This window comes from Streptomyces sp. NBC_01283 (assembly GCF_041435335.1).
GTDB lineage: Bacteria > Actinomycetota > Actinomycetes > Streptomycetales > Streptomycetaceae > Streptomyces.
The window spans coordinates 7,735,262-7,752,850 of sequence record NZ_CP108430.1; the positions used below are offsets into that span (position 1 = coordinate 7,735,262).

Sequence of the window (17,589 nt, forward strand, 5' to 3'; positions counted from 1 at the left end):
GGGGCGGGCCGGGTGTTTGCGATCGCCGTTCATCTGATGCTCATGAGTGTCCTGACCATCGGCCTCGCGGCCATCGTGCGCAGTTCAGCCGGGGCCAGCACCGTGCTGTTCGTGCTGCTGCTCCTCGCGGCACGGACGGCCGCCTCCCCGACCCTGGCCACGGCGATTCTCGGGCGCCGCGACGCCTGAGACCTCCTGAGTTCTCCTCCGCGCTCCTCAGCCCTCCTCGGCCCTCCTCAGCCCATGACCGTCTCACGACCGTCCCTCCCCGAACGGAGACCGGATCTGTCATGCCCTCGACACCCGCTTCCCCTCTGACGTCCACCTCTTCGACGTCCTCCGCCCCCACCGTCTCCAGTCCCGCTGTCTCAAGCTTGTACGTCACCTCCATCGCCGACTCCGAGGAGCAGATCCGCGCCGCCCAGCGGCTGCGGTACCGCGTCTTCGGCGAGGAGATGGGCGCCACGCTCCACACCTCCCTGCCCGGCCACGACGTGGACGCCTTCGACGACCTCGTGGACCACTTGATCGTCACGGACACCTCCACCGGTGAGGTCGTCGGCACCTACCGCCTGCTCCCGCCCGGCCGGGCCGAGCGGTCCTACTCCGACAGCGAGTTCGACCTGCGCTCGCTGGCGGAGCTGCGGTCCGCCACGATCGAGACGGGCCGCTCCTGCGTGCACCCCGACCACCGCTCCGGTGCGGTGATCAACCTGATGTGGTCGGCGCTCGCCCGCTACGTCCTGCTCTCCGGCCACCGTTACCTCGCGGGCTGTGCCTCGGTGCCGCTGTCCGACGGCGGCAGGGCGGCGTCCAGCGCCTGGCTGCTCGGCACGTCCAAGCATGCGTCGCCGCCCGAGCTGCGGGTGCAGCCCCGGCGCCCCTGGGTGCCCACCGAGCCGCCGGTCGAGCGGCCCTCCTACGCCGATCTGCCGCCGCTCCTGAGGGGGTATCTCCGCCTCGGCGCCTGGATGTGCGGGGCGCCCACGCACGACCCCGAGTTCGACGTGGCCGACTTCTTCGTCCTCCTCGACATGGACCGGCTCGGCGACCGCTACCGCCGCTACTTCCTCGGGGACACGCAATGAGCCGGGGACACGCCATGAGTTCCGCGGCGGCCCCGGCAGCGCTATGCACCCCGGCCTGCGTCACCCGCTCGGCGCCGGAGGTCCCACCGGGCGAACTGGCCCGCAGGTACGCCGCGTTGGCGTACGAGATCGGTGTCAGCGTGGCTCAGGGTGAGCGGCTCGCCGAACCGCGCGCGCTGCGAACGCGGGCCCGGGGCATCCTGGGCGCGCTGGGCGTACGCCTTGAGGCGGGGCCGGAGCGGCTGACGGTGACCGGTGCCCGCCCCGGCAGCCCCGGCACCCTGATCGTCGCCAATCACATCTCCTGGCTCGACGTCGTCAGCCTGCTCGCCGTCGAACCGGTGACAGTCCTCGCCAAGCGGGAGGTGGGCCGGTGGCCGGTCGTCGGCGGGCTCGCCCGGCGAGCCGGGTCCCAGTTCATCGACCGCGACGGGCTGCGCCAACTCCCGCGGGTGGTGGCCGAGTTGGCGTCGACCCTGCGCTCGGGCCGTTCCGTCCTCGTCTTCCCGCAGGCCACGACCTGGTGTTCCGTGGCCGGTGGCCGCTTCCGGCGTGCCACCTTCCAGGCGGCGGCCGACGCGGGCGCGCCCGTACGCCCGGTCACCATCCGCTACTACCGGCACGGCGTCCGCAGCACCACGGCCGCCTTCCTCGGCGACGAGACCTTCGGGGCGTCGCTGCACCGCGTGGCCCGCGCCCGGGAACTGGCCGTGCGGGTCACCCCGCACGCCCCGCTGCGTGGCTCGGACCGCCGCGAGCTGGCCGCCGCGGCCCAAGCGGCGGTCGGGGCCCATGAGATGCCCGCGCATGTCTGAGCCGCTCGGCCGCCTGGCCGTCCTGCTCCAGGCCGGACTCGACTCGCCCTTGCTCTGGCTGATCGTCTTCCTCGTGGCCGCCCTGGACGCGCTGCTGCCCCTGATGCCGAGCGAGACGACCGTCGTGATGGTGGCCGTGCTCATCGGCCCCGAACTCCCTCGCCTCGCCCTGCTCGCCGCCGTCGCGACGGCGGGCGCGCTGTGCGGCGACTGTCTCGGCCACGGCGTGGGGCGGTGGCTCGGACCACGGGCGGTGGCCCGCCTGATGCGGGGCGAGCGGGGCAGACGGCGCTACGAGTGGGGCCGCGGGATGGTCGAACGGCACGCCGTGGCCCTGGTGGTCGCCGGGCGCTTCCTGCCCGGCGGTCGCGTGGTGGCCGGCCTGTCCACCGGCAGCCTGGGCTTCCCCTTCCGCCGTTTCGTCGCCCTGGACGCGGCGGGGGCGGGCCTCTGGGCGGTCAGCAGTACCGCCGTCGGGCTGGTCGGCGGGGCGAGCTTCGGCGACGAGCCGGTGAAGGGGCTCGGGCTCGCCTTCGTCCTGGCGCTGGTGGTCGTCGCCGGAGTCGAGTCGGTCCGCAGACTGCGCGTACGCCAGGTCACCCCCGGCGGACGGTGTCCGTCAGAGCTCTGACCGGCGTCACCTCGCGGACGTGCACCACGGCGTCGAACCACTCCGCGAGGGAACCGCCCGACAGGTGGTGGTCCGCGTCCTCGCGGGCGTCGTAGAAGGGGCCCACGAGCCGGGTCCTTGCGGGGGCACCGAGCCAGGCGTCGACGGATGCGGGGCGCCCCGCGCGCAGGTCGCGCAGGTCGCGCAGGTCCAGGAAGTACGCGGGCAGGTCGGTCGCGCCGAGCATCGCTTCGGCGAAGTCCGCCGGCGGCACCGGGTACTCAGTGCCGTGGTGGAAGGTCAGCCCGATGGAGGCGTAGCCGTCGCCGAAGTGTTCACGCAGGTAACCGCCCGCGTTGCGGTGTGTCTGAGGAGCGGGCGAGGACACCGTCCGGGGGTTGCCGACCGCCGTGTGGGTGAGGCCGCCCCAGTAGACGGTCTTCTGCCGGGTGCGCTCGTACCACCGGATCGTGTCGTCGGCCAGGGCCCGCTCGATCTCCGCGAGACCGCCGCCGGGCGGCAGCGACCGCATGGGGAGCGCGGCCAGTTGGACGGGGTCGTGGGGGTTGCGTTCGTTGTGGGCGCGCAGCCAGCGCAGCACGCCGAGGATTTCCTGGGTCCGCAGGAAGGAGCGGGCTTCGGAGAGCAGGGCTTCGGGGTCGCCCGCCCCGGTCAGGACGTACGCGTCGAGGCCGAGCCGTGCCGGGTCCTCCCCTTCGAGGACGAGCGAACGGAACCCCTGCTCCTCGACCAGGAACCGCAGCATCCGGTGCTGGAGGACGGACAGTTCACGCGTGGCGCGGGACCCCACGCCGAGCGCGACGATCTCGGCACCCGCCACCGCGCCGGCGAGCGGGCGCAGATCCTCCAACTCGCCGAGGGGATCGGATGCATCGAGGGGGTGAGCGTGCCGGTCCAGCCAGTCGGCTGCCGCTTCGGTGACTGCTTCGGTGGTTGCTTCTGATGTCCGGTTCATGTGCGAAGGCTCGTACCTGAAGCGTGATTGAGGTCAAGTGCGGCGTGCGTCACGGGAACTCGGGCCCCTCCACGGCCGACTCCTGAACCGGCGCGGGCGCGACGGTTCCGCGCCGTGGCGTTCACGAGTGTCGGTTCACGAGTGTCAGGAGAGCGGCCATGAGCGATCGCACCCAACTGCCCCTGCTCTGCGGGTTCCTCGCGTTGCTGGCGGTGATCTTCGCGGTGTCGTACGCCGTGGGTGCGGCCGTCGGACCGGCCGCACCCGGCACGCAGCGCACCGAGACGGAGACGGAGACGGAGTTGGACACCAACAAGGATCCCGGCGGCGACATGGAGGACATGCACTCCGGCGGCGACATGGGCGGCATGCATTCCGGAGGCGGCCGATGAACGGGTCCGGAGAGACCGGGATCGGCGCGGGCCGTCGCCGCCTGCTGCGGGGCGCGGTGGCCGGGACGCTGGGCGCGGCCGGACTCGCCGCAGCCTCGGACCACTCGGCGTACCCGGCGGACCGTGACGCTCCCGGGCGGGACCCCGGGCGGGGCGAGGGGGACGCGAGTTCGCTGAGTGTCGCCCTGTTGCTCTACGACGGATTCACCGCCCTCGACGCCGTCGGGCCGCACGAAGTGCTCTGCCGCGTGCCGGGCGTCCGCGTGACGACGGTCGCCCGGAAGGAGGGACCGGTCCGTACCGACACCGGCGAACTGGCGCTGGTGGCCGAACGGGCCACGCGTGACATCACCCGGGCCGACGTACTGCTGGTGCCCGGCGGCGGCGACCGCGGGGTCACGGCCATGATGGAGGACGCCGACGCCCACCGGTGGATCCGCCGCATCCACCGCCACTCCACGTGGACCACCTCGGTCTGCACCGGCTCCCTGATCCTGGGCTCGGCGGGCCTGCTCCGGGGACTCCCGGCCACCACCTACTGGGCGTCGCGCCCGTACCTGGAGAAGGTCGGCGCCGTCTACACCCCGGGCCGCTTCGTCGAGGCAGGGAAGATCATCACGGCGGCGGGTGTCTCCGCGGGCATCGACATGGGCCTGCACCTCGCGTCCCGCCTCGCCGACGAGAAGGTCGCCATGGCGATGCAGCTGGCCGTCGAGTACGACCCGGACCCGCCGTACGACACGGGCAGTCCCGAGAAGGCCGACGCGGAGACGGAGGCCCTGGCACTGAAGCTGCTCGCGGACTCCGCGCGCTAGTTCTCCCCCCTCAGGGGTCGGGGTGGCGGGCCGTCCAGTTCCTGCGGGCCGATGTGCCGTGGCTCACATGTCCGGTGGGGCTGAGCGGGCCGGGTGCATTTCGCGTACCCGTCCGTGAAACGAGTGGCGCGAATGCAAGGATGGCCCCGCCATGACTGCTGGGTGGTGTTCTCGCGCGGTACGGGCTGCGGTGTTCGCGGCCGCCTGTGTGCTGCTCGCTGCCCTGGGCCACGTGCTGATGTCGGGGACTCCGCTGCCCTGGTGGACGCTGGGCGCCGGAGCCGCCGGCGTCGGCGGCACGGCGTGGCTGCTGGCCGGGCGCGAGCGGGGACTGCCCCTGGTCGTCTCCCTCGCGGTGGCCGCCCAGGCCGCCCTGCACTCGGGGTTCTCCCTGGCCCAGGCCGCCGCGCGGCCCGCGGGCGGGGTGCCGCTGGTGCGGCGCTGGGTGCGGCACATGCTCTGCGCCGCACCCATGGGCCCCGACTCCATGGGGGCCATGGGGAGGGGCCAGGGTTCGGCCATGTCGGCGCCGGCGCCCGGGTCGGGAGCAACTCCCGTGCCCGCCATGCCCACGTCGTCGATGGCCTCCTCCATGGAGCACATGGATCACATGGGCGGCGGCCACGACATGGGCGGCATGTCGCCGACCGGCATGCTCGCCGCCCACCTTCTCGCCGCGCTCCTCTGCGGCCTCTGGCTCGCGCACGGCGAACGCGCGGCCTTCCGCGTCGCGCGTGCCTTCGCCGGGTGGCTCGTCGCCCCGCTGCGAGTGCCTCTCGCGTTGCCCACGCCCGCGCACCGGCCCCGCATCCGGCCCCACCGCCACCGTTCGGCGGGCCGGCCGCGGCAGTTGCTCCTCGTGCACGCCATCACTTCTCGGGGTCCGCCCGCCGGGACCGCTGTCGCCTGACAGCTGGTTCCCCGACGCCGTTCCCGTGCGCCACGTCGCGCGTCCCGACGGCTCGGGCATCGGCCGTACGCACTCGTGTGCGGCCGTACCCCCCTCACCGGACCCGCCGGACGCACCTGCGTACGCAGGTGCGTCCGGGGCCCGGATCTCCGGATTCGCGAGAAGGACACCAGGTGATCATTCCTGCCCTGCCCAGCTCACCCGACGAGTCGATAACGGCCTGGGCGCTCGCCGCCCGCGCCGGGGACCCCGAAGCGGTCGAGCATTTCGTACGCGCCCTGCACCGGGACGTCCGCCGGTACGTGACGTACCTCGGCGGCGACCCGCAGGCCGCCGACGACCTGACGCAGGACACGTTCCTGCGGGCTCTCGGCAGCCTGCACCGTTTCGAAGGGCGCTCGTCCGCCCGAACGTGGCTGCTGTCCATCGCCCGGCGCGCGGTGATCGACAGCCTGCGGCACGCTGCGGCCAGGCCCCGCCTCTGCGACACGGACGACTGGCAGTCGGCCGCGGAGCGGGCCCAGCCGAGGGGTCTGCCGGGCTTCGACGACGGCGTGGTCCTCGCCGACCTGCTGGCGACGCTGCCCGACGAACGGCGTGAGGCCTTCGTCCTCACCCAGCTCCTCGGGCTGCCCTATGCGGAGGCCGCGCTGCTCACCGGCTGTCCGGTGGGCACGGTCCGCTCGCGGGTGGCGCGGGCCCGCATCGCTCTGATGGAGCGGCTGCGGGAGGCCGAACGCCCGGCGCCGGTGGGCGCCGCTGCCTGACGCGCTGACCGGCCGCTCGGCCGCTCTTCTGCCCGGCCGTCCGGCTTGCTGCCGGGCGGCCGTCAGCCGGCGCGGGCGGCCAGCTCCGCGTGCGCCGCCCGCACCTCGTCCACGGCCTGCTGGTGGGCTACTGCGAGTCCATCAACGGAACGGCCATATACGGCCCGAAGGGAAGGCCACGGACGGCGGAGGCTGGGCCGAGAAGGGCGAGACCGACCCCTCGAAGCCATCGCCGCCTGCATGTTCGCCGACGGTTCGGTGATCGACGCCTGGGGGCTCAAGTACCACTCGGGTGATGTGATCCGGGTCGCGGACCTGACGAAGAAGTTCCGCGCGGACATCCCGTAGGGGTTACGGGGCGGGGCGCCCCAAGGCCGCGAGCTGGGCCGGAGTCAGACGCTCCGGCCCGGCACGGCCCAGGGCGTCGGCCACGCGGTCCGCGGGCCAGCCCAGCGCGGTCGCGAGCCGGTCCGCCGGGAGAGGGGCGCCCACGTGGCGCAGCGCGGCCAGCACGGTCAACGCGTCGTCGACGGCTCCGGAGCCACCGCCCGGGTCGCCGCTCGGGCCGCTGCTCATCTCGCCGCCCATCTCGCCGTTCATGTCGTCGCTCAGGGTCGCGAAGAACTGGCTCATCTGGGCGAGCCGGGCCCCGGCAGGCGTCGCCGCGTCGAGGACATCGACGCCTCGCTGCGCGGTCTCCGCCCACATCGCGTGCTTCCGAGCGCTCGTCAGCCAGGCCTGGAGCCATACGTCGTCGTCGATGACGTACCGCTGGCGACGGTGTCCCGGCTCCCGTACGCGCCGAATGACCTCAAGGCTCTCCAGATAGCCGACGGCCAGGGACACCGACGCGGCGCTGACCCGCAGCCGCTGGACCAGGTCGGCGGCGGTGAGACTTCCGGAGTCGTCCGTGATCAGGCGGGCGAGCACCCGCGCGGCCATGCGGGGCACCCCGGTCCTGACCATGAGCGCCGCGAGCTCCTCGGCGAAGTCGCGTACGGCAGCGGGGTCGCGTCCGTACGCGTCGTCGCGAGGGGTGGCCGGATCCCGGCGCGGCAGCCGCCTGCGCCGGCGGGCGCGCCGTTCGGTGGCGAGGTGGGCGTGGTCGACGCGGTATCCCTCGGGCCCGCCGTTGCGCGACACCTCGCGGCTTACGGTCGATGTCGGCCTGTCGATGCGCCGGGCGATCTCGGCGTACCCGAGCCCCTCGGCGAGGCCCGCGCCGATGTGCCGGCGGTCCTGGTGGGTCAGCCTGCCCCCTGGCATGAGCGTCGGCCTCCCTTCTCCTCGGGTTCAACGGTTTGCGTTCATCGGCAAGTCCATTGCAATGAAGCGGCCAAATACCCCAACGGGAGTACCCGTCCGTCCAGTTATCCATTGAAGGGGAATTGAACGCAACGTAACTTCGCCGATATCTGAAGAGACCTCAGGGGGATCTGAAGGGATACGGGGAGGAGGCGAAGTGACGACGACGAGCGAGGACGTCGTGCTCGATGTCGAGGGGCTGCGCATGCGCTACGGCACGGCCGAGGTGCTGCGTGACGTGACGTTCCGGGCGCGGCACGGCGAGGTGCTCGCCCTGCTCGGGCCGAACGGGGCGGGCAAGAGCACCACCATCGAGATCATGGAAGGGTTCCGCATGCGCTCGGCGGGCCGGGTCCAGGTGCTCGGAACGGACCCGGCGCTCGGCACCGAGGCATGGCGTGCGCGGATCGGGGTCGTCCTGCAGTCCTGGCGCGACCATGGCAAGTGGCGGGTGCGGGAGCTGCTCGCGCACCTCGGGACGTACTACGCGCCCTACTCCACCGGCGCGATCCGGCGACCGTGGGACACCGACGAACTCATGGCCGCGGTCGGCCTGACCGCGCACGCGGGCAAGAAGATCAAGACGTTGTCCGGCGGACAGCGGCGCAGGCTGGACGTGGCGATCGGCATCGTGGGCCGCCCCGAAGTGCTGTTCCTGGACGAGCCGACCGCGGGCTTCGATCCGGAGGCCCGGCAGGAGTTCCACGACCTCGTCCACCGGCTCGCCGCCGATCACGAGACCACGATCCTGCTCACCACGCACGACCTGGACGAGGCGGGCAAGCTCGCCGACCGCATCATGATCCTCTCCGGGGGACGGATCATCGCCGACGGTTCGCCGGACGGCCTGGCGCGGCGGATCGCTGGGGAGGACGAGGTCCGCTGGACGTGCGGTGGACAGCGTTTCGTGAGGTCGACGCCGGAATCGACGGCGTTCGTCCGCGCGTTGTTCCTCGAGTACGGCGACGCCGTGGACGAACTGGAGGTCCGCAGGGCCTCGTTGGAGGACACCTACCTGGCACTGGTACGCCGCCAGGGCGAGGCCGCGGGCAACGGGACCGCGATCCAGCCCGCGGAGGCGCCGGTGGTGGCCCGGTGAACGCGACGAGCGTTGCGGTCAGGGCGGGTTGGAGCCGTGGCCTGATCGAACTGCGGCAGTCGTTCACCAACGGCGGCGATGTGCTCTCGCACCTGCTCTGGCCGGTGCTGATGCTGACCGTCATGTTCTTCATGAGGGACACGGCGTTCGGCACGAGCGGACTCCTGCTCGGCACCCTGGCCCTGCCGAGCATCCTCGGCATGAACGCGGCGATGGGCATGGTGAGCATGAGCCAGGCGCTCACCGCCGAACGCGAGGACGGCACCCTGCTGCGCGCCAAGGCCACGCCGAACGGGATGCCGGGCTATCTGATCGGCAAGGTCGTCTCCGTGGCCGGCGGTCTGCTGGCCGACCTCGCGATCCTGCTGATCCCCGGGATGCTGATCGTCGGGGGTCTCGCGATCGGCGGCCCCGGCTCCTGGCTGACGCTGACCTGGGTGCTCGTCCTCGGGCTGATCGCGACGCTGCCCATCGGGGCGATCCTGGGCTCGGTGTTCACCAGCGCGCGCAGCCAGGGCCTGATCCAGCTGCCGGTCCTCGGCATGATCGCGATCTCCGGCATCTTCTACCCGGTCACCGCCCTGCCGGACTGGCTGCAATGGGTCGCCCAGGCGTTCCCCATCTACTGGCTCGGCCTGGGCATGCGCTCGGCCCTCCTGCCGGACCACGCGGCCACCATCGAGATCGCCGCCTCCTGGCGACACTGGGAGACGGCCGGCGCCCTGGGATTCTGGGCCGCACTGGGCCTGCTGGTGGCCCCGACGGTACTGCGCCGCATGGCCCGCAGAGAGTCGGGCTCCCACGTGGCACGACGCCGGGAGAGGGCGTTGCAGAGGGTGGGGTGAGGTGCCGCGGGTTTGGCCAGGGGGTGCGGTGCTGGGCGACGGTGGCGGTCAAGGGGGGGTGGGGGGCTTGGGCGGAGGGTTCTCGTCAAGGCACGCGGGGGTCTCGACGGACCCCGCCACGGGGCGCGAGGCTTGCTCGACGGGTTCCTGTCAGGGGTGTGCGGGAGCTGGGGTGAAGGGTCCTGCCGGGGTGCGGGTGTGTGGGTGACGGATGCCGTCAAGGCGCGGGGTTTGTGTGACGGGCTGCCCCGTAAGGGGCGCGAGGAACCGCGCGACCAGCCCCCACCGGGCCCGCAGGTCGTCCAACGGGCCGTGGGGGTTTCCCCGCCGGGCCGCAGGCACTTCACTCGCGCCCGCCGGTCGTCCCCCGGGCCGAGGGGGACGTGCAACCGGGCCAAGTGGACGCCCATCGGGCCCCGGGGGCTCCATCCGGGCCCGCGGGATGGAGCCCCCGGCCCGCAGGGCGAGAGCCGCTACCGGCGGAGCGTCACAGCATGGGGAGTTCGATCGCCGGGCAGCGGTCCATCACCATGTCCAGGCCCGCGGCCCGCGTCCGCTCGAACGCCGCCTCGTCGATGACGCCGAGCTGGAACCACACCGCCTGCGCCCCGATCGCGACGGCTTCCTCGGCGGCCTGGCCCGCGAGGGCGCTGTTGAGGAAGACGTCGACGACGTCGATCTTGAAGGGCACGGCGGAGAGGGACGGATAGCCCTTCTCGCCGTGCACCGTCTCCGCCTTCGGGTGGATCGGGACGATCCGCTTTCCGTAGCGCTGCAGGACGCCCGCGACCCCGTACGCCGCTCGCTCCTCGTTCGTGGACAGGCCCACGACCGCCCAGGTGTCCCCGAGTTCCGTCAGGATCTTGCGCACTGTTGCCGGATCGCCGTACACGTCCCGCTCCTTCTGCCGCCGGTGGTCGGATGACTGCGCGTCCGTGTCGGACCGGTACGTCAGACACGTAGGTCAGACACGTATGTCAGACACGTATGTCAGACACGTATGTCAGACACGGACGTCAGCTCGTACGTCAGACGTTGACGCCGAAGTCCGACGCGATGCCGCGCAGCCCACTCGCATAACCCTGGCCGACCGCGCGGAATTTCCACTCCGTGCCGTGCCGGTAGAGCTCGCCGAAGACCATGGCGGTCTCGGTGGAGGCGTCCTCGGAGAGGTCGTAGCGGGCGATCTCCGCGTTGTCGGCCTGGTTGACCACGCGGATGAAGGCGTTGCGGACCTGGCCGAAGCTCTGGCCGCGGTTCTCGGCGTCGTGGATGGACACCGGGAAGACGATCTTCGTGATCGTGGCCGGGACCGCGGCGAGGTTCACCTTCACGGCCTCGTCGTCGCCCTCGCCCTCACCCGTGAGGTTGTCGCCGGTGTGCTCGACCGAGCCGTCGGGGCTCTTGAGCTGGTTGTAGAAGATGAAGTGCTGGTCGGACACGACCTTCCCCGAGTCGTCGCAGAGCAGTGCGCTGGCGTCCAGGTCGTAGTCCGTGCCGGTGGTCGTGCGGACGTCCCAGCCCAGGCCGACCAGGACGGCGGTGAGGCCGGGGGCCTCCTTGCTGAGCGAGACATTGCCGCCCTTGGCCAGGGAAACTCCCACGATGTCCTCCTGAAGTCCTGAGGTGAATGCGTACCGGCCGTGGTCAGGACCGGAACGTAAAATCTACAGCACTGTAGAAATGATGGTCGCTGGGGTGGCGTCCCCCCGCTACCGCGTCCCGTTACGATGTGGCGCTCCTCGATGAGCCGTCAAGGGCGCCGTCAACAGCGCCGTCGGGAGTGCGGTCGCGAGAGCCGTCACGGCAGGAGGGGTGCGGGCGTGGAGCGGCATGAACGCGCAGCGCGGCAGCAGCCCAGCCTCCGGCGGCGCGCGCAGGGCGAGTTGGAGGCGCAGGTGCTCACGGCGCTGCACGGCGCGCCCGGCCCGGTGGGCGCGGCCTGGGTGCGGGAACGTGTCGGCGGGCCTCGCCGCGCTGCGGATGCGCAAGGTGCTCGACGGCGAGAGTGACCGCGGGGCCGTGCTCGCCGGCTTCGTCACCACGCTGTCGCCCGACGACGAGCGGATGCCGCGCGGGCTCCTCGGGGGCGGGCGGCACCCTCAAGTGGCCCCGCCCGCCCCGCGAGAGGCCTGACGCCCGAGTCGCAGTCCGGCAATCAGAGGTCGAACTCGTGCGGCGGCAGGTCCAGCGCGAAGCACGCCTCTCGTACGACGGCCCGCTCCGTCGCGTCGAAGTCGCCGTCCGCGCCGCCGATGACGATGCCGATCTGCACCACGGCACGCGCCTCGGCGGGCTTCTTCTTCGCCTTGGCGACCTCCTGCAACACGCTGACCCTGCCGAACGCGAAGTCCGCGGTCAGCTTGTCGAGGTAGTCGTCGAAGCGGCGCCGCAAGTCGTCGGCGGGAAAGTTCTGCAGCACCTCGTTGGTGGCGATGAGCTGGGCCACGCGCTGCCGTTCGGACGGATCGATCGTGCCGTCCGCGGCCGCCACGAGGGCGCACATCGCCATACTGGAGTCGCGGAAGGCGCCGCTCTTGAGGTCGTTCTTCTTCGCCGTGAGCTGGGTCTGCATCGTCGATGCGGATTCCTTGACGCGGTCCCACAGGGCCATGAGAGCTCCGTACGTTGGTTTCTTGTTTCTACAGCAATGTAGAAACTAGCAGGCGGGCCGAGAAGTTCCGCCGAAGGCAGGGAGGACGGACGATGACACGGACCGCACAGGAACTGCTCGACGGCGTGGTGGCGCAGCTCGCGCCCGATCCGGCGGCCAATCCGCTCGTCCCGCGCCTCGCGGACGGCACCGCGAACCCTTCCGTGATCACTGCTCTCGCTCTGGAGCAGCGCTCCGTGATCCCGGCCGACCGCCGCTCCTTCCTGCACCTGGCCGAGCGCTCGGCCGACGCGGGAGAGGCCGAGTGCGCCGCCTTCTTCCGCACCCTCGCCGAAGGCGAGATGCTCGCCCTCGACCGGCTCGGCGCCCTGGTCGAGGCGTGCGGAGTGGGCAAGACCGACGCCGACGCGTACGAGCCGCGCGCGGGCTGCCAGGCCTATCCGGCCTACGTGGCCTGGCTCGCCCTGAACGGCTCGCCCGCCGACGTGGTCCTCGCCCTGACCGCCAACTTCGCCTCCTGGGGCGCCTATTGCGCGACGCTCGCCGAAGCGCTGCCGACGCACTACGGCTTCAGTGAGGAGGCCTGCGGATTCTTCGCCTTCTTCGCCGAGCCCGCGCCCGACCTGGAGCGGCAGGCGCTCGCCGCGGTGCGCGCGGGCATGGACCGGGGCCTCGACGCGACCGGGTCCGCCCTGCGCCACGGGAAACTGCTGCAACGCTACGAGGCGATGTTCTGGGAGACGCTCGCCGACCCGGCGCACAGCCTCTGACCACATCGGACGCCGGGCACAGGGTCGAGAAGGGCCGCCCGGCGCCGGGCACCTGATCTCGGGAGTACCCGCGTGACCGCACCCACCTCCTCCCGCCCCGCCAAGGGACTGAGCGGCGGTGCCGTCGGCACCGGTGACCTCGTCTTCTTCGTCGTGGCCGCCGCCGCGCCGCTGACCGTGATGGCCGGAGTGGCCCCGCTCTCCATCGGCATGGCGGGCCGGGCGGCGCCGCTCGGCTACCTCGTGTCGGGGCTGCTGCTCATCGTCTTCGCGGCCGGATTCACCGCGATGAGCCGCTTCGTCCGCAACGCGGGCGCCTTCTACGCGTACATCGGCCGCGGGGTCGGCCGCCCGGTGGGAGCCGGCTCCGCGTACGTCGCGCTCTACTCGTACAACGCCATCGAGGCCGGACTCCTCGTCGCCTTCGGCTGGTTCACCGAGTCCGGGTTCGACGACCTGACCGGGGTGCGCGTCGCCTGGTGGATCTGGGCGCTCGCCGGGCTCGTCGCGATCGGCGTCCTCGGCTATCTGAAGGTCACGTTCAGCGCCAAGGTCCTCGGCGTCGCCCTGGTCCTCGAGGTGCTCGTGCTGCTGGTGTTCGAGGCCGGAGTGGTCGCGCACGGCGGCGGGCCGCGGGGATTCGAACTCGGCACGCTCTCGCCGGAACACCTCGGCGGGCCGGGAGTGGGCGGCATGTTCGTGCTCGCCGTCGGCGCGTTCGTCGGCTTCGAGGCGACGGCCATCTACGCGGAGGAGGCGCGGGACCCGGAACGCACGGTGCCGCGCGCCACGTACGTCGCCGTGGCTTTCCTCGCGCTCTTCTACACCTTCACGGTGTGGACGGTCATCAACGCGTACGGGCCGGAGCGTGCTCAGGCCGTCGCCGAGGGGGACGGCGGAGCCGACATGGTCTTCACGGCCACCGAGCGGTTCGCGGGAGCCTGGGCCGCCGACTCCATGCACGTACTGATCATCACCAGCGCCTTCGCCGCGACCCTCGCCTTCCACAACGGCGCCGCCCGCTACTTCTACGCCCTGGGCCGCGAGGGCCTGTTGCCGCGCGGGCTCGGCACGGTGTCCCCGAGGACGAGGGCGCCCGCAGCCGCTGTCGTGGCCCAGTCGGCCGTCGCGCTGGCCGTCGTCGCCGTGACCGTCGCAGGCGGCGCCGATCCGTACACCGTCACCTTCCTGTGGAGCAACGGCTCCGGCATCCTCGGCGTGATGCTGATGCAGGCGGTCGCCGCACTCGCGGTGTACGGGTTCTTCCGGCGCGACCGCAGGGGCATGCCCGCCTGGCGGGTGGTCGCGGCCCCGCTGACCGCGTGCGCCGGCCTGGCCGTACTGATCGCCTTGGTGTGTGCCAACCTCGATCTCCTGACGGGTGCTTCGGGCGGCGTCAACGCGGCGCTCATCGCGCCGCTGCCCGTGCTGTTCGTGGCGGGCGCGGCGCTGGCCCTGCGGATCCGACGGCGTGCGCCGCGGGCGTACGAACGGCTGACGACGGTGGACGCGGAGAGCGTGTGACGGAGGGGCGGGACAGCATGGCGGACGAGACGGCGACGCGGGTCTTCCTGGGGGCGGTCCGTACGGGAAGCGGCATCCACGGGGACACGACGGCACTCGCCGTGCGCGACGGACGTGTCATCGCGCTCGGGGACGAGGCCCGCGCACTGGCCGAAGTGGCGGACGAGGTCGTCGAGTTGGGGGACGGGTTGCTCCTTTCCGCCTTCGGGGACGGCCACGCCCACCCCCTCTTCGGAGGCCTGGAGAGCTTCGGCCCGCAGATCAAGGACCTCGCATCGGTCGACGCGATCGTCGCGGAGGTCGGGCGGTGGGCCGAAGCGCACCCGGGCGCGCAGTGGATCGTCGGCGCGTCCTACGACCCCGCGCTCGCGCCCGACGGCGAGTTCGACGCCCGGTGGCTGGACGCGGCGGTGACGGAACGGCCCGTCGTGCTGCGCGCCCACGACTACCACACGGTGTGGTGCAACACGGAGGCGCTGCGCCGGGCCGGCGTACGGGACTCGACGCCCGACCCGCGCCTCGGCTGGATCGTCCGGCGCCCCGACGGCTCACCGATGGGCACCCTGCGCGAGTGGCACGCCTGCGATCTGGTGCTGGATCAGGTGCCCGCTCGCGAGGAGGCCGAACTGGTCGAGGCCGTGCGCCGCGCGGGCCGGGCGTACGCGCGAGCGGGCATCACCTGGGTACAGGACGCCTGGGTGGAGCCGGAGATGGCGGAGGCCTATCTCGCGGCGGTCCGGCACGACGCGCTGAGCGTCCGCGTCGACCTGGCCCAGCGCGCCGACCCCGACCGCTGGCGCGAGCAGCGCAAGGAGTTCGACGCGACGCGCGGGCGCGTGACCGCCGAGGGCGGCCCGCTGCTGTCCGCGCGCACGGTGAAGTACTTCAGCGACGGTGTGATCGAGGGCGGTACGGCCGCCCTGCTCGACCCCTATCTGGACGCGCCGCACAGCTGCGGCATGCCCGTGTGGGAGCCGCACGCGCTCGCCGAAGCGGTGTGCGCCTTCGACGCCGACGGCTTCCGGACGCACATCCACGCCATCGGCGACGCGGGCGTACGGGCCGCGCTCGACGCGGTGGAGGCCGCGGTCCTCGCCAATGCGGCCTGGGACCGGCGGCCGGTGATCACCCATGTGCAGCTCGTCGACCCGGCCGACCTGCCGCGCTTCGCCGCACTCGGCGTCATCGCCAACTTCGAGCCCCTGTGGGCGCAGCCCGACCCGCTCCAGACCGATCTGTCGATGCCGCGGATCGGCGCCGAACGCTCCGACCGGCAGTATCCGATGGGGGAGTTGGCACGCGACGGGGCGCGGCTCTCCTTCGGCAGCGACTGGCCCGTCAGCTCGTACGAGCCGCTGGAGGGCATCCAGGTCGCCGTCACCAGGCGTACGTTCGACGGGGCGCCGGAGGGCGGCTGGACCCCGCACCAGCGGCTCACCGTGGAGCAGGCGCTCGCCGCGGCCACCAGCGGTGTCGCCCACCAGGCGGGCGCGGACGACCGCCTCGCGCTCGTGCCGGGGGCGCCCGCGGATCTGGTCCGGCTCTCCGCGGATCCGCGCACCGTGGACCCGATGGCCATCCGGCAGGTGCGGGTGCTCGGCACCTGGCTCGGCGGAGTTCCTACGTACCGGCCGGGGGAGGAGTGAGGGGCAGGACGATGGCGGTCACCGCTATGCCGTCCCGTATGAGCCAGTTGCCCGCGAAGCCCGTGAGCTCGCGCCCCGCCACCACAGGACCGGGGACGAGGAGCGCCGCGGTGAACGTGCCGTCCGGGGCGAACGCCACCCGCGCGTCCTCGAATCCGAGCCAGCTGCCCATGAGCGGGAACCACGTCTTGTAGACGGACTCCTTGGCGCTGAAGAGCAGCCGGTCCCAGGGGACGTCCGGATGCCGGATGCCCAGTTCGGCGAGGGCCGCGCGTTCCGTCTCGTCCGAGACCAGCCGCAGGACGTCGGCGTCGGCGAGCGGAGCGGCCGGCTCCGCGTCGATGCCGAGGGACGTGACGGCGGAGGCGCGGGCCACGACGGCGGCACGGTAGCCCGCGCAGTGCGTCATGCTGCCGACGATGCCGTCGGGCCAGCGCGGCGCGCCCTTGAGCCCCGGCAGGATCGGCACGGGCGGCACGTCGAGCTCGGCCAGGGCCGCGCGTGCGCACTGCCGGACCGTGGCGAACTCGGTGCGCCGCTTGTCCACGGCCCGCGCCACGGCCTCCACCTCCTCGGGAAACAGGAAGGGATCGGCCGGGTCCGCGCGGGTCTCCGCGACGATGACGGGCGCGGCGCCGAGCAGCGACGCCAACACGTCGGTACCGCCGGGGACTTGGCGCACGGGATTCGAGGGTGTCGTCACAACGGATCACCGTACCGGGGCCGCGCCCTGAACGGGGGCCTACCCTGGCGTGATGCACGACGAGTACCGCACAGTGGCCCGCGAGGCCGTGCACGAGACCGAGATCAACCGCTCGCGCTTCCTGTGCGCCCTCGCGCCCGCGGCCACCGAGGAGGAGGCCCAGGACTTCGTCGCGCGCATCCGCAAGGAGCACCCGTCCGCATCGCACAACTGCTTCGCGTACGTCATCGGGGCCGATGCCGGGGTCCAGAAGGCGAGCGACGACGGGGAGCCCGGCGGCACCGCCGGTGTGCCGATGCTCCAGATGCTGCTGCGCCGCGACATGCGGTACGTCGTCGCCGTCGTGACCCGCTACTACGGAGGGGTCAAGCTCGGCGCCGGCGGGCTGATCAGGGCCTACGGAGGCGCCGTCGGCGAGGCGCTCGACGCGGTCGGCACGCTGACCCGCAGGCGCTTCAGGCTCGCCACGGTCACGGTCGACCACCAGCGCGCCGGCAAGATCCAGAACGATCTGCGGTCGGCGGGGCGCGCGGTGCGTGATGTGCGGTACGGGGACGAGGTGACCATCGAGATCGGTCTTCCCGACGCCGACGTGGAGGGCTTCACGGCCTGGCTGGCGGACGCGACCGCGGGCAGTGCGGTGTTCGAGCTCGGTGGAGAGGCGTACGGGGACGCCTGATGCCTGGTGGGCGTCCGGGCTCGGCGTCCGC

General features: G+C 72.5%; 20 protein-coding genes and 1 pseudogene. 15 read left to right on the plus strand and 6 right to left on the minus strand.

The window, feature by feature from the left end; translation table 11 throughout:
• Nucleotides 1–42: 42 nt before the first annotated feature.
• The 4 genes from OG302_RS35140 (at nucleotide 43) to OG302_RS35155 (ending at nucleotide 2,534) form a co-directional block, all read left to right on the plus strand.
• Entirely contained in the window at nucleotides 43–189 is a 147-nt protein-coding gene (locus OG302_RS35140; RefSeq protein WP_371530443.1) for a hypothetical protein, read from the plus strand.
• 101 nt (nucleotides 190–290) lie between these two features.
• Entirely contained in the window at nucleotides 291–1,088 is a 798-nt protein-coding gene (locus tag OG302_RS35145) for a GNAT family N-acetyltransferase (RefSeq protein WP_371530444.1), read from the plus strand.
• Nucleotides 1,089–1,102: 14 nt separating this feature from the next.
• Nucleotides 1,103–1,903 (plus strand): lysophospholipid acyltransferase family protein, encoded by an 801-nt coding sequence (locus OG302_RS35150; protein WP_371530445.1) that lies wholly within the window; start codon nucleotides 1,103–1,105, stop codon nucleotides 1,901–1,903.
• Nucleotides 1,896–2,534, plus strand: a complete 639-nt coding sequence (locus OG302_RS35155) for a DedA family protein (protein WP_371530446.1) — start codon at nucleotides 1,896–1,898, stop codon at nucleotides 2,532–2,534. Before OG302_RS35150 ends, OG302_RS35155 begins: the two co-directional genes overlap by 8 nt.
• On the opposite strand, the gene OG302_RS35160 is transcribed toward OG302_RS35155, so the two are convergent.
• Nucleotides 2,500–3,489, minus strand: a complete 990-nt coding sequence (locus tag OG302_RS35160) for an erythromycin esterase family protein (protein ID WP_371530447.1) — start codon at nucleotides 3,487–3,489, stop codon at nucleotides 2,500–2,502. The genes OG302_RS35155 and OG302_RS35160 overlap by 35 nt on opposite strands.
• Before the next feature lie 158 nt (nucleotides 3,490–3,647).
• Here OG302_RS35160 and OG302_RS35165 point away from each other — a divergent pair, with 158 nt between their 5' ends.
• The 4 genes from OG302_RS35165 (at nucleotide 3,648) to OG302_RS35180 (ending at nucleotide 6,373) form a co-directional block, all read left to right on the plus strand.
• Nucleotides 3,648–3,881, plus strand: a complete 234-nt coding sequence (locus OG302_RS35165; RefSeq protein ID WP_371530448.1) for a hypothetical protein — start codon at nucleotides 3,648–3,650, stop codon at nucleotides 3,879–3,881.
• Nucleotides 3,878–4,696, plus strand: a complete 819-nt coding sequence (locus OG302_RS35170; RefSeq protein WP_371530449.1) for a DJ-1/PfpI family protein — start codon at nucleotides 3,878–3,880, stop codon at nucleotides 4,694–4,696. The genes OG302_RS35165 and OG302_RS35170 overlap by 4 nt, the downstream gene beginning before the upstream one ends.
• Nucleotides 4,697–4,847: 151 nt before the next feature.
• Nucleotides 4,848–5,606, plus strand: coding sequence for a hypothetical protein (locus OG302_RS35175; RefSeq protein ID WP_371530450.1), 759 nt, complete (start codon nucleotides 4,848–4,850; stop codon nucleotides 5,604–5,606).
• Nucleotides 5,607–5,779: 173 nt separating this feature from the next.
• Nucleotides 5,780–6,373 (plus strand): sigma-70 family RNA polymerase sigma factor, encoded by a 594-nt coding sequence (locus OG302_RS35180; protein WP_371530451.1) that lies wholly within the window; start codon nucleotides 5,780–5,782, stop codon nucleotides 6,371–6,373.
• Between the two features lie 351 nt (nucleotides 6,374–6,724).
• Here the strand turns inward: OG302_RS35180 and OG302_RS35185 are convergent, their stop codons facing one another.
• Nucleotides 6,725–7,639 carry a helix-turn-helix domain-containing protein gene (locus OG302_RS35185; protein WP_371530452.1) on the minus strand — a complete coding sequence of 305 codons (915 nt, stop codon included), beginning with the start codon at nucleotides 7,637–7,639 and terminating at the stop codon, nucleotides 6,725–6,727.
• A gap of 244 nt (nucleotides 7,640–7,883) precedes the next feature.
• Here OG302_RS35185 and OG302_RS35190 point away from each other — a divergent pair, with 244 nt between their 5' ends.
• Both OG302_RS35190 and OG302_RS35195 read left to right on the plus strand, forming a co-directional pair.
• Nucleotides 7,884–8,777 carry an ABC transporter ATP-binding protein gene (locus tag OG302_RS35190; protein ID WP_371750331.1) on the plus strand — a complete coding sequence of 298 codons (894 nt, stop codon included), beginning with the start codon at nucleotides 7,884–7,886 and terminating at the stop codon, nucleotides 8,775–8,777.
• Nucleotides 8,774–9,622: an ABC transporter permease gene (locus OG302_RS35195; RefSeq protein WP_371530453.1), complete on the plus strand. Its 849-nt coding sequence runs from the start codon at nucleotides 8,774–8,776 to the stop codon at nucleotides 9,620–9,622. Before OG302_RS35190 ends, OG302_RS35195 begins: the two co-directional genes overlap by 4 nt.
• Before the next feature lie 487 nt (nucleotides 9,623–10,109).
• Here the strand turns inward: OG302_RS35195 and OG302_RS35200 are convergent, their stop codons facing one another.
• The gene (locus tag OG302_RS35200) at nucleotides 10,110–10,514 is read right to left on the minus strand and encodes a CoA-binding protein (RefSeq protein ID WP_361843361.1); all 405 of its coding nucleotides are present in this window, start codon (nucleotides 10,512–10,514) and stop codon (nucleotides 10,110–10,112) included.
• Nucleotides 10,515–10,650: 136 nt separating this feature from the next.
• Nucleotides 10,651–11,226 carry a TerD family protein gene (locus OG302_RS35205; protein WP_361843358.1) on the minus strand — a complete coding sequence of 192 codons (576 nt, stop codon included), beginning with the start codon at nucleotides 11,224–11,226 and terminating at the stop codon, nucleotides 10,651–10,653.
• Nucleotides 11,227–11,445: 219 nt separating this feature from the next.
• Here OG302_RS35205 and OG302_RS35210 point away from each other — a divergent pair.
• Nucleotides 11,446–11,758: pseudogene (locus OG302_RS35210) on the plus strand (hypothetical protein).
• 22 nt (nucleotides 11,759–11,780) lie between these two features.
• Here the strand turns inward: OG302_RS35210 and OG302_RS35215 are convergent.
• Complete coding sequence (locus tag OG302_RS35215) at nucleotides 11,781–12,236, minus strand: tellurite resistance TerB family protein (protein ID WP_371530454.1); 456 nt, start codon at nucleotides 12,234–12,236, stop codon at nucleotides 11,781–11,783.
• Between the two features lie 92 nt (nucleotides 12,237–12,328).
• Here OG302_RS35215 and OG302_RS35220 point away from each other — a divergent pair, with 92 nt between their 5' ends.
• The 3 genes from OG302_RS35220 to OG302_RS35230 all read left to right on the plus strand — a co-directional run bounded on the left by OG302_RS35220 (nucleotide 12,329) and on the right by OG302_RS35230 (nucleotide 16,176).
• Nucleotides 12,329–13,006, plus strand: a complete 678-nt coding sequence (locus tag OG302_RS35220; RefSeq protein WP_371530455.1) for a transcriptional regulator — start codon at nucleotides 12,329–12,331, stop codon at nucleotides 13,004–13,006.
• A gap of 72 nt (nucleotides 13,007–13,078) precedes the next feature.
• Nucleotides 13,079–14,530 carry an APC family permease gene (locus OG302_RS35225; protein WP_371530456.1) on the plus strand — a complete coding sequence of 484 codons (1,452 nt, stop codon included), beginning with the start codon at nucleotides 13,079–13,081 and terminating at the stop codon, nucleotides 14,528–14,530.
• Nucleotides 14,531–14,547: 17 nt separating this feature from the next.
• Entirely contained in the window at nucleotides 14,548–16,176 is a 1,629-nt protein-coding gene (locus tag OG302_RS35230) for an amidohydrolase (RefSeq protein WP_371530457.1), read from the plus strand.
• On the opposite strand, the gene OG302_RS35235 is transcribed toward OG302_RS35230, so the two are convergent.
• Nucleotides 16,151–16,858 (minus strand): 4'-phosphopantetheinyl transferase, encoded by a 708-nt coding sequence (locus OG302_RS35235; protein WP_371530458.1) that lies wholly within the window; start codon nucleotides 16,856–16,858, stop codon nucleotides 16,151–16,153. The two genes, OG302_RS35230 and OG302_RS35235, sit on opposite strands and share 26 nt — an antisense overlap.
• Before the next feature lie 73 nt (nucleotides 16,859–16,931).
• Here OG302_RS35235 and OG302_RS35240 point away from each other — a divergent pair, with 73 nt between their 5' ends.
• Nucleotides 16,932–17,558, plus strand: a complete 627-nt coding sequence (locus OG302_RS35240) for a YigZ family protein (RefSeq protein ID WP_371530459.1) — start codon at nucleotides 16,932–16,934, stop codon at nucleotides 17,556–17,558.
• The last annotated feature ends 31 nt before the right edge of the window (nucleotides 17,559–17,589 follow it).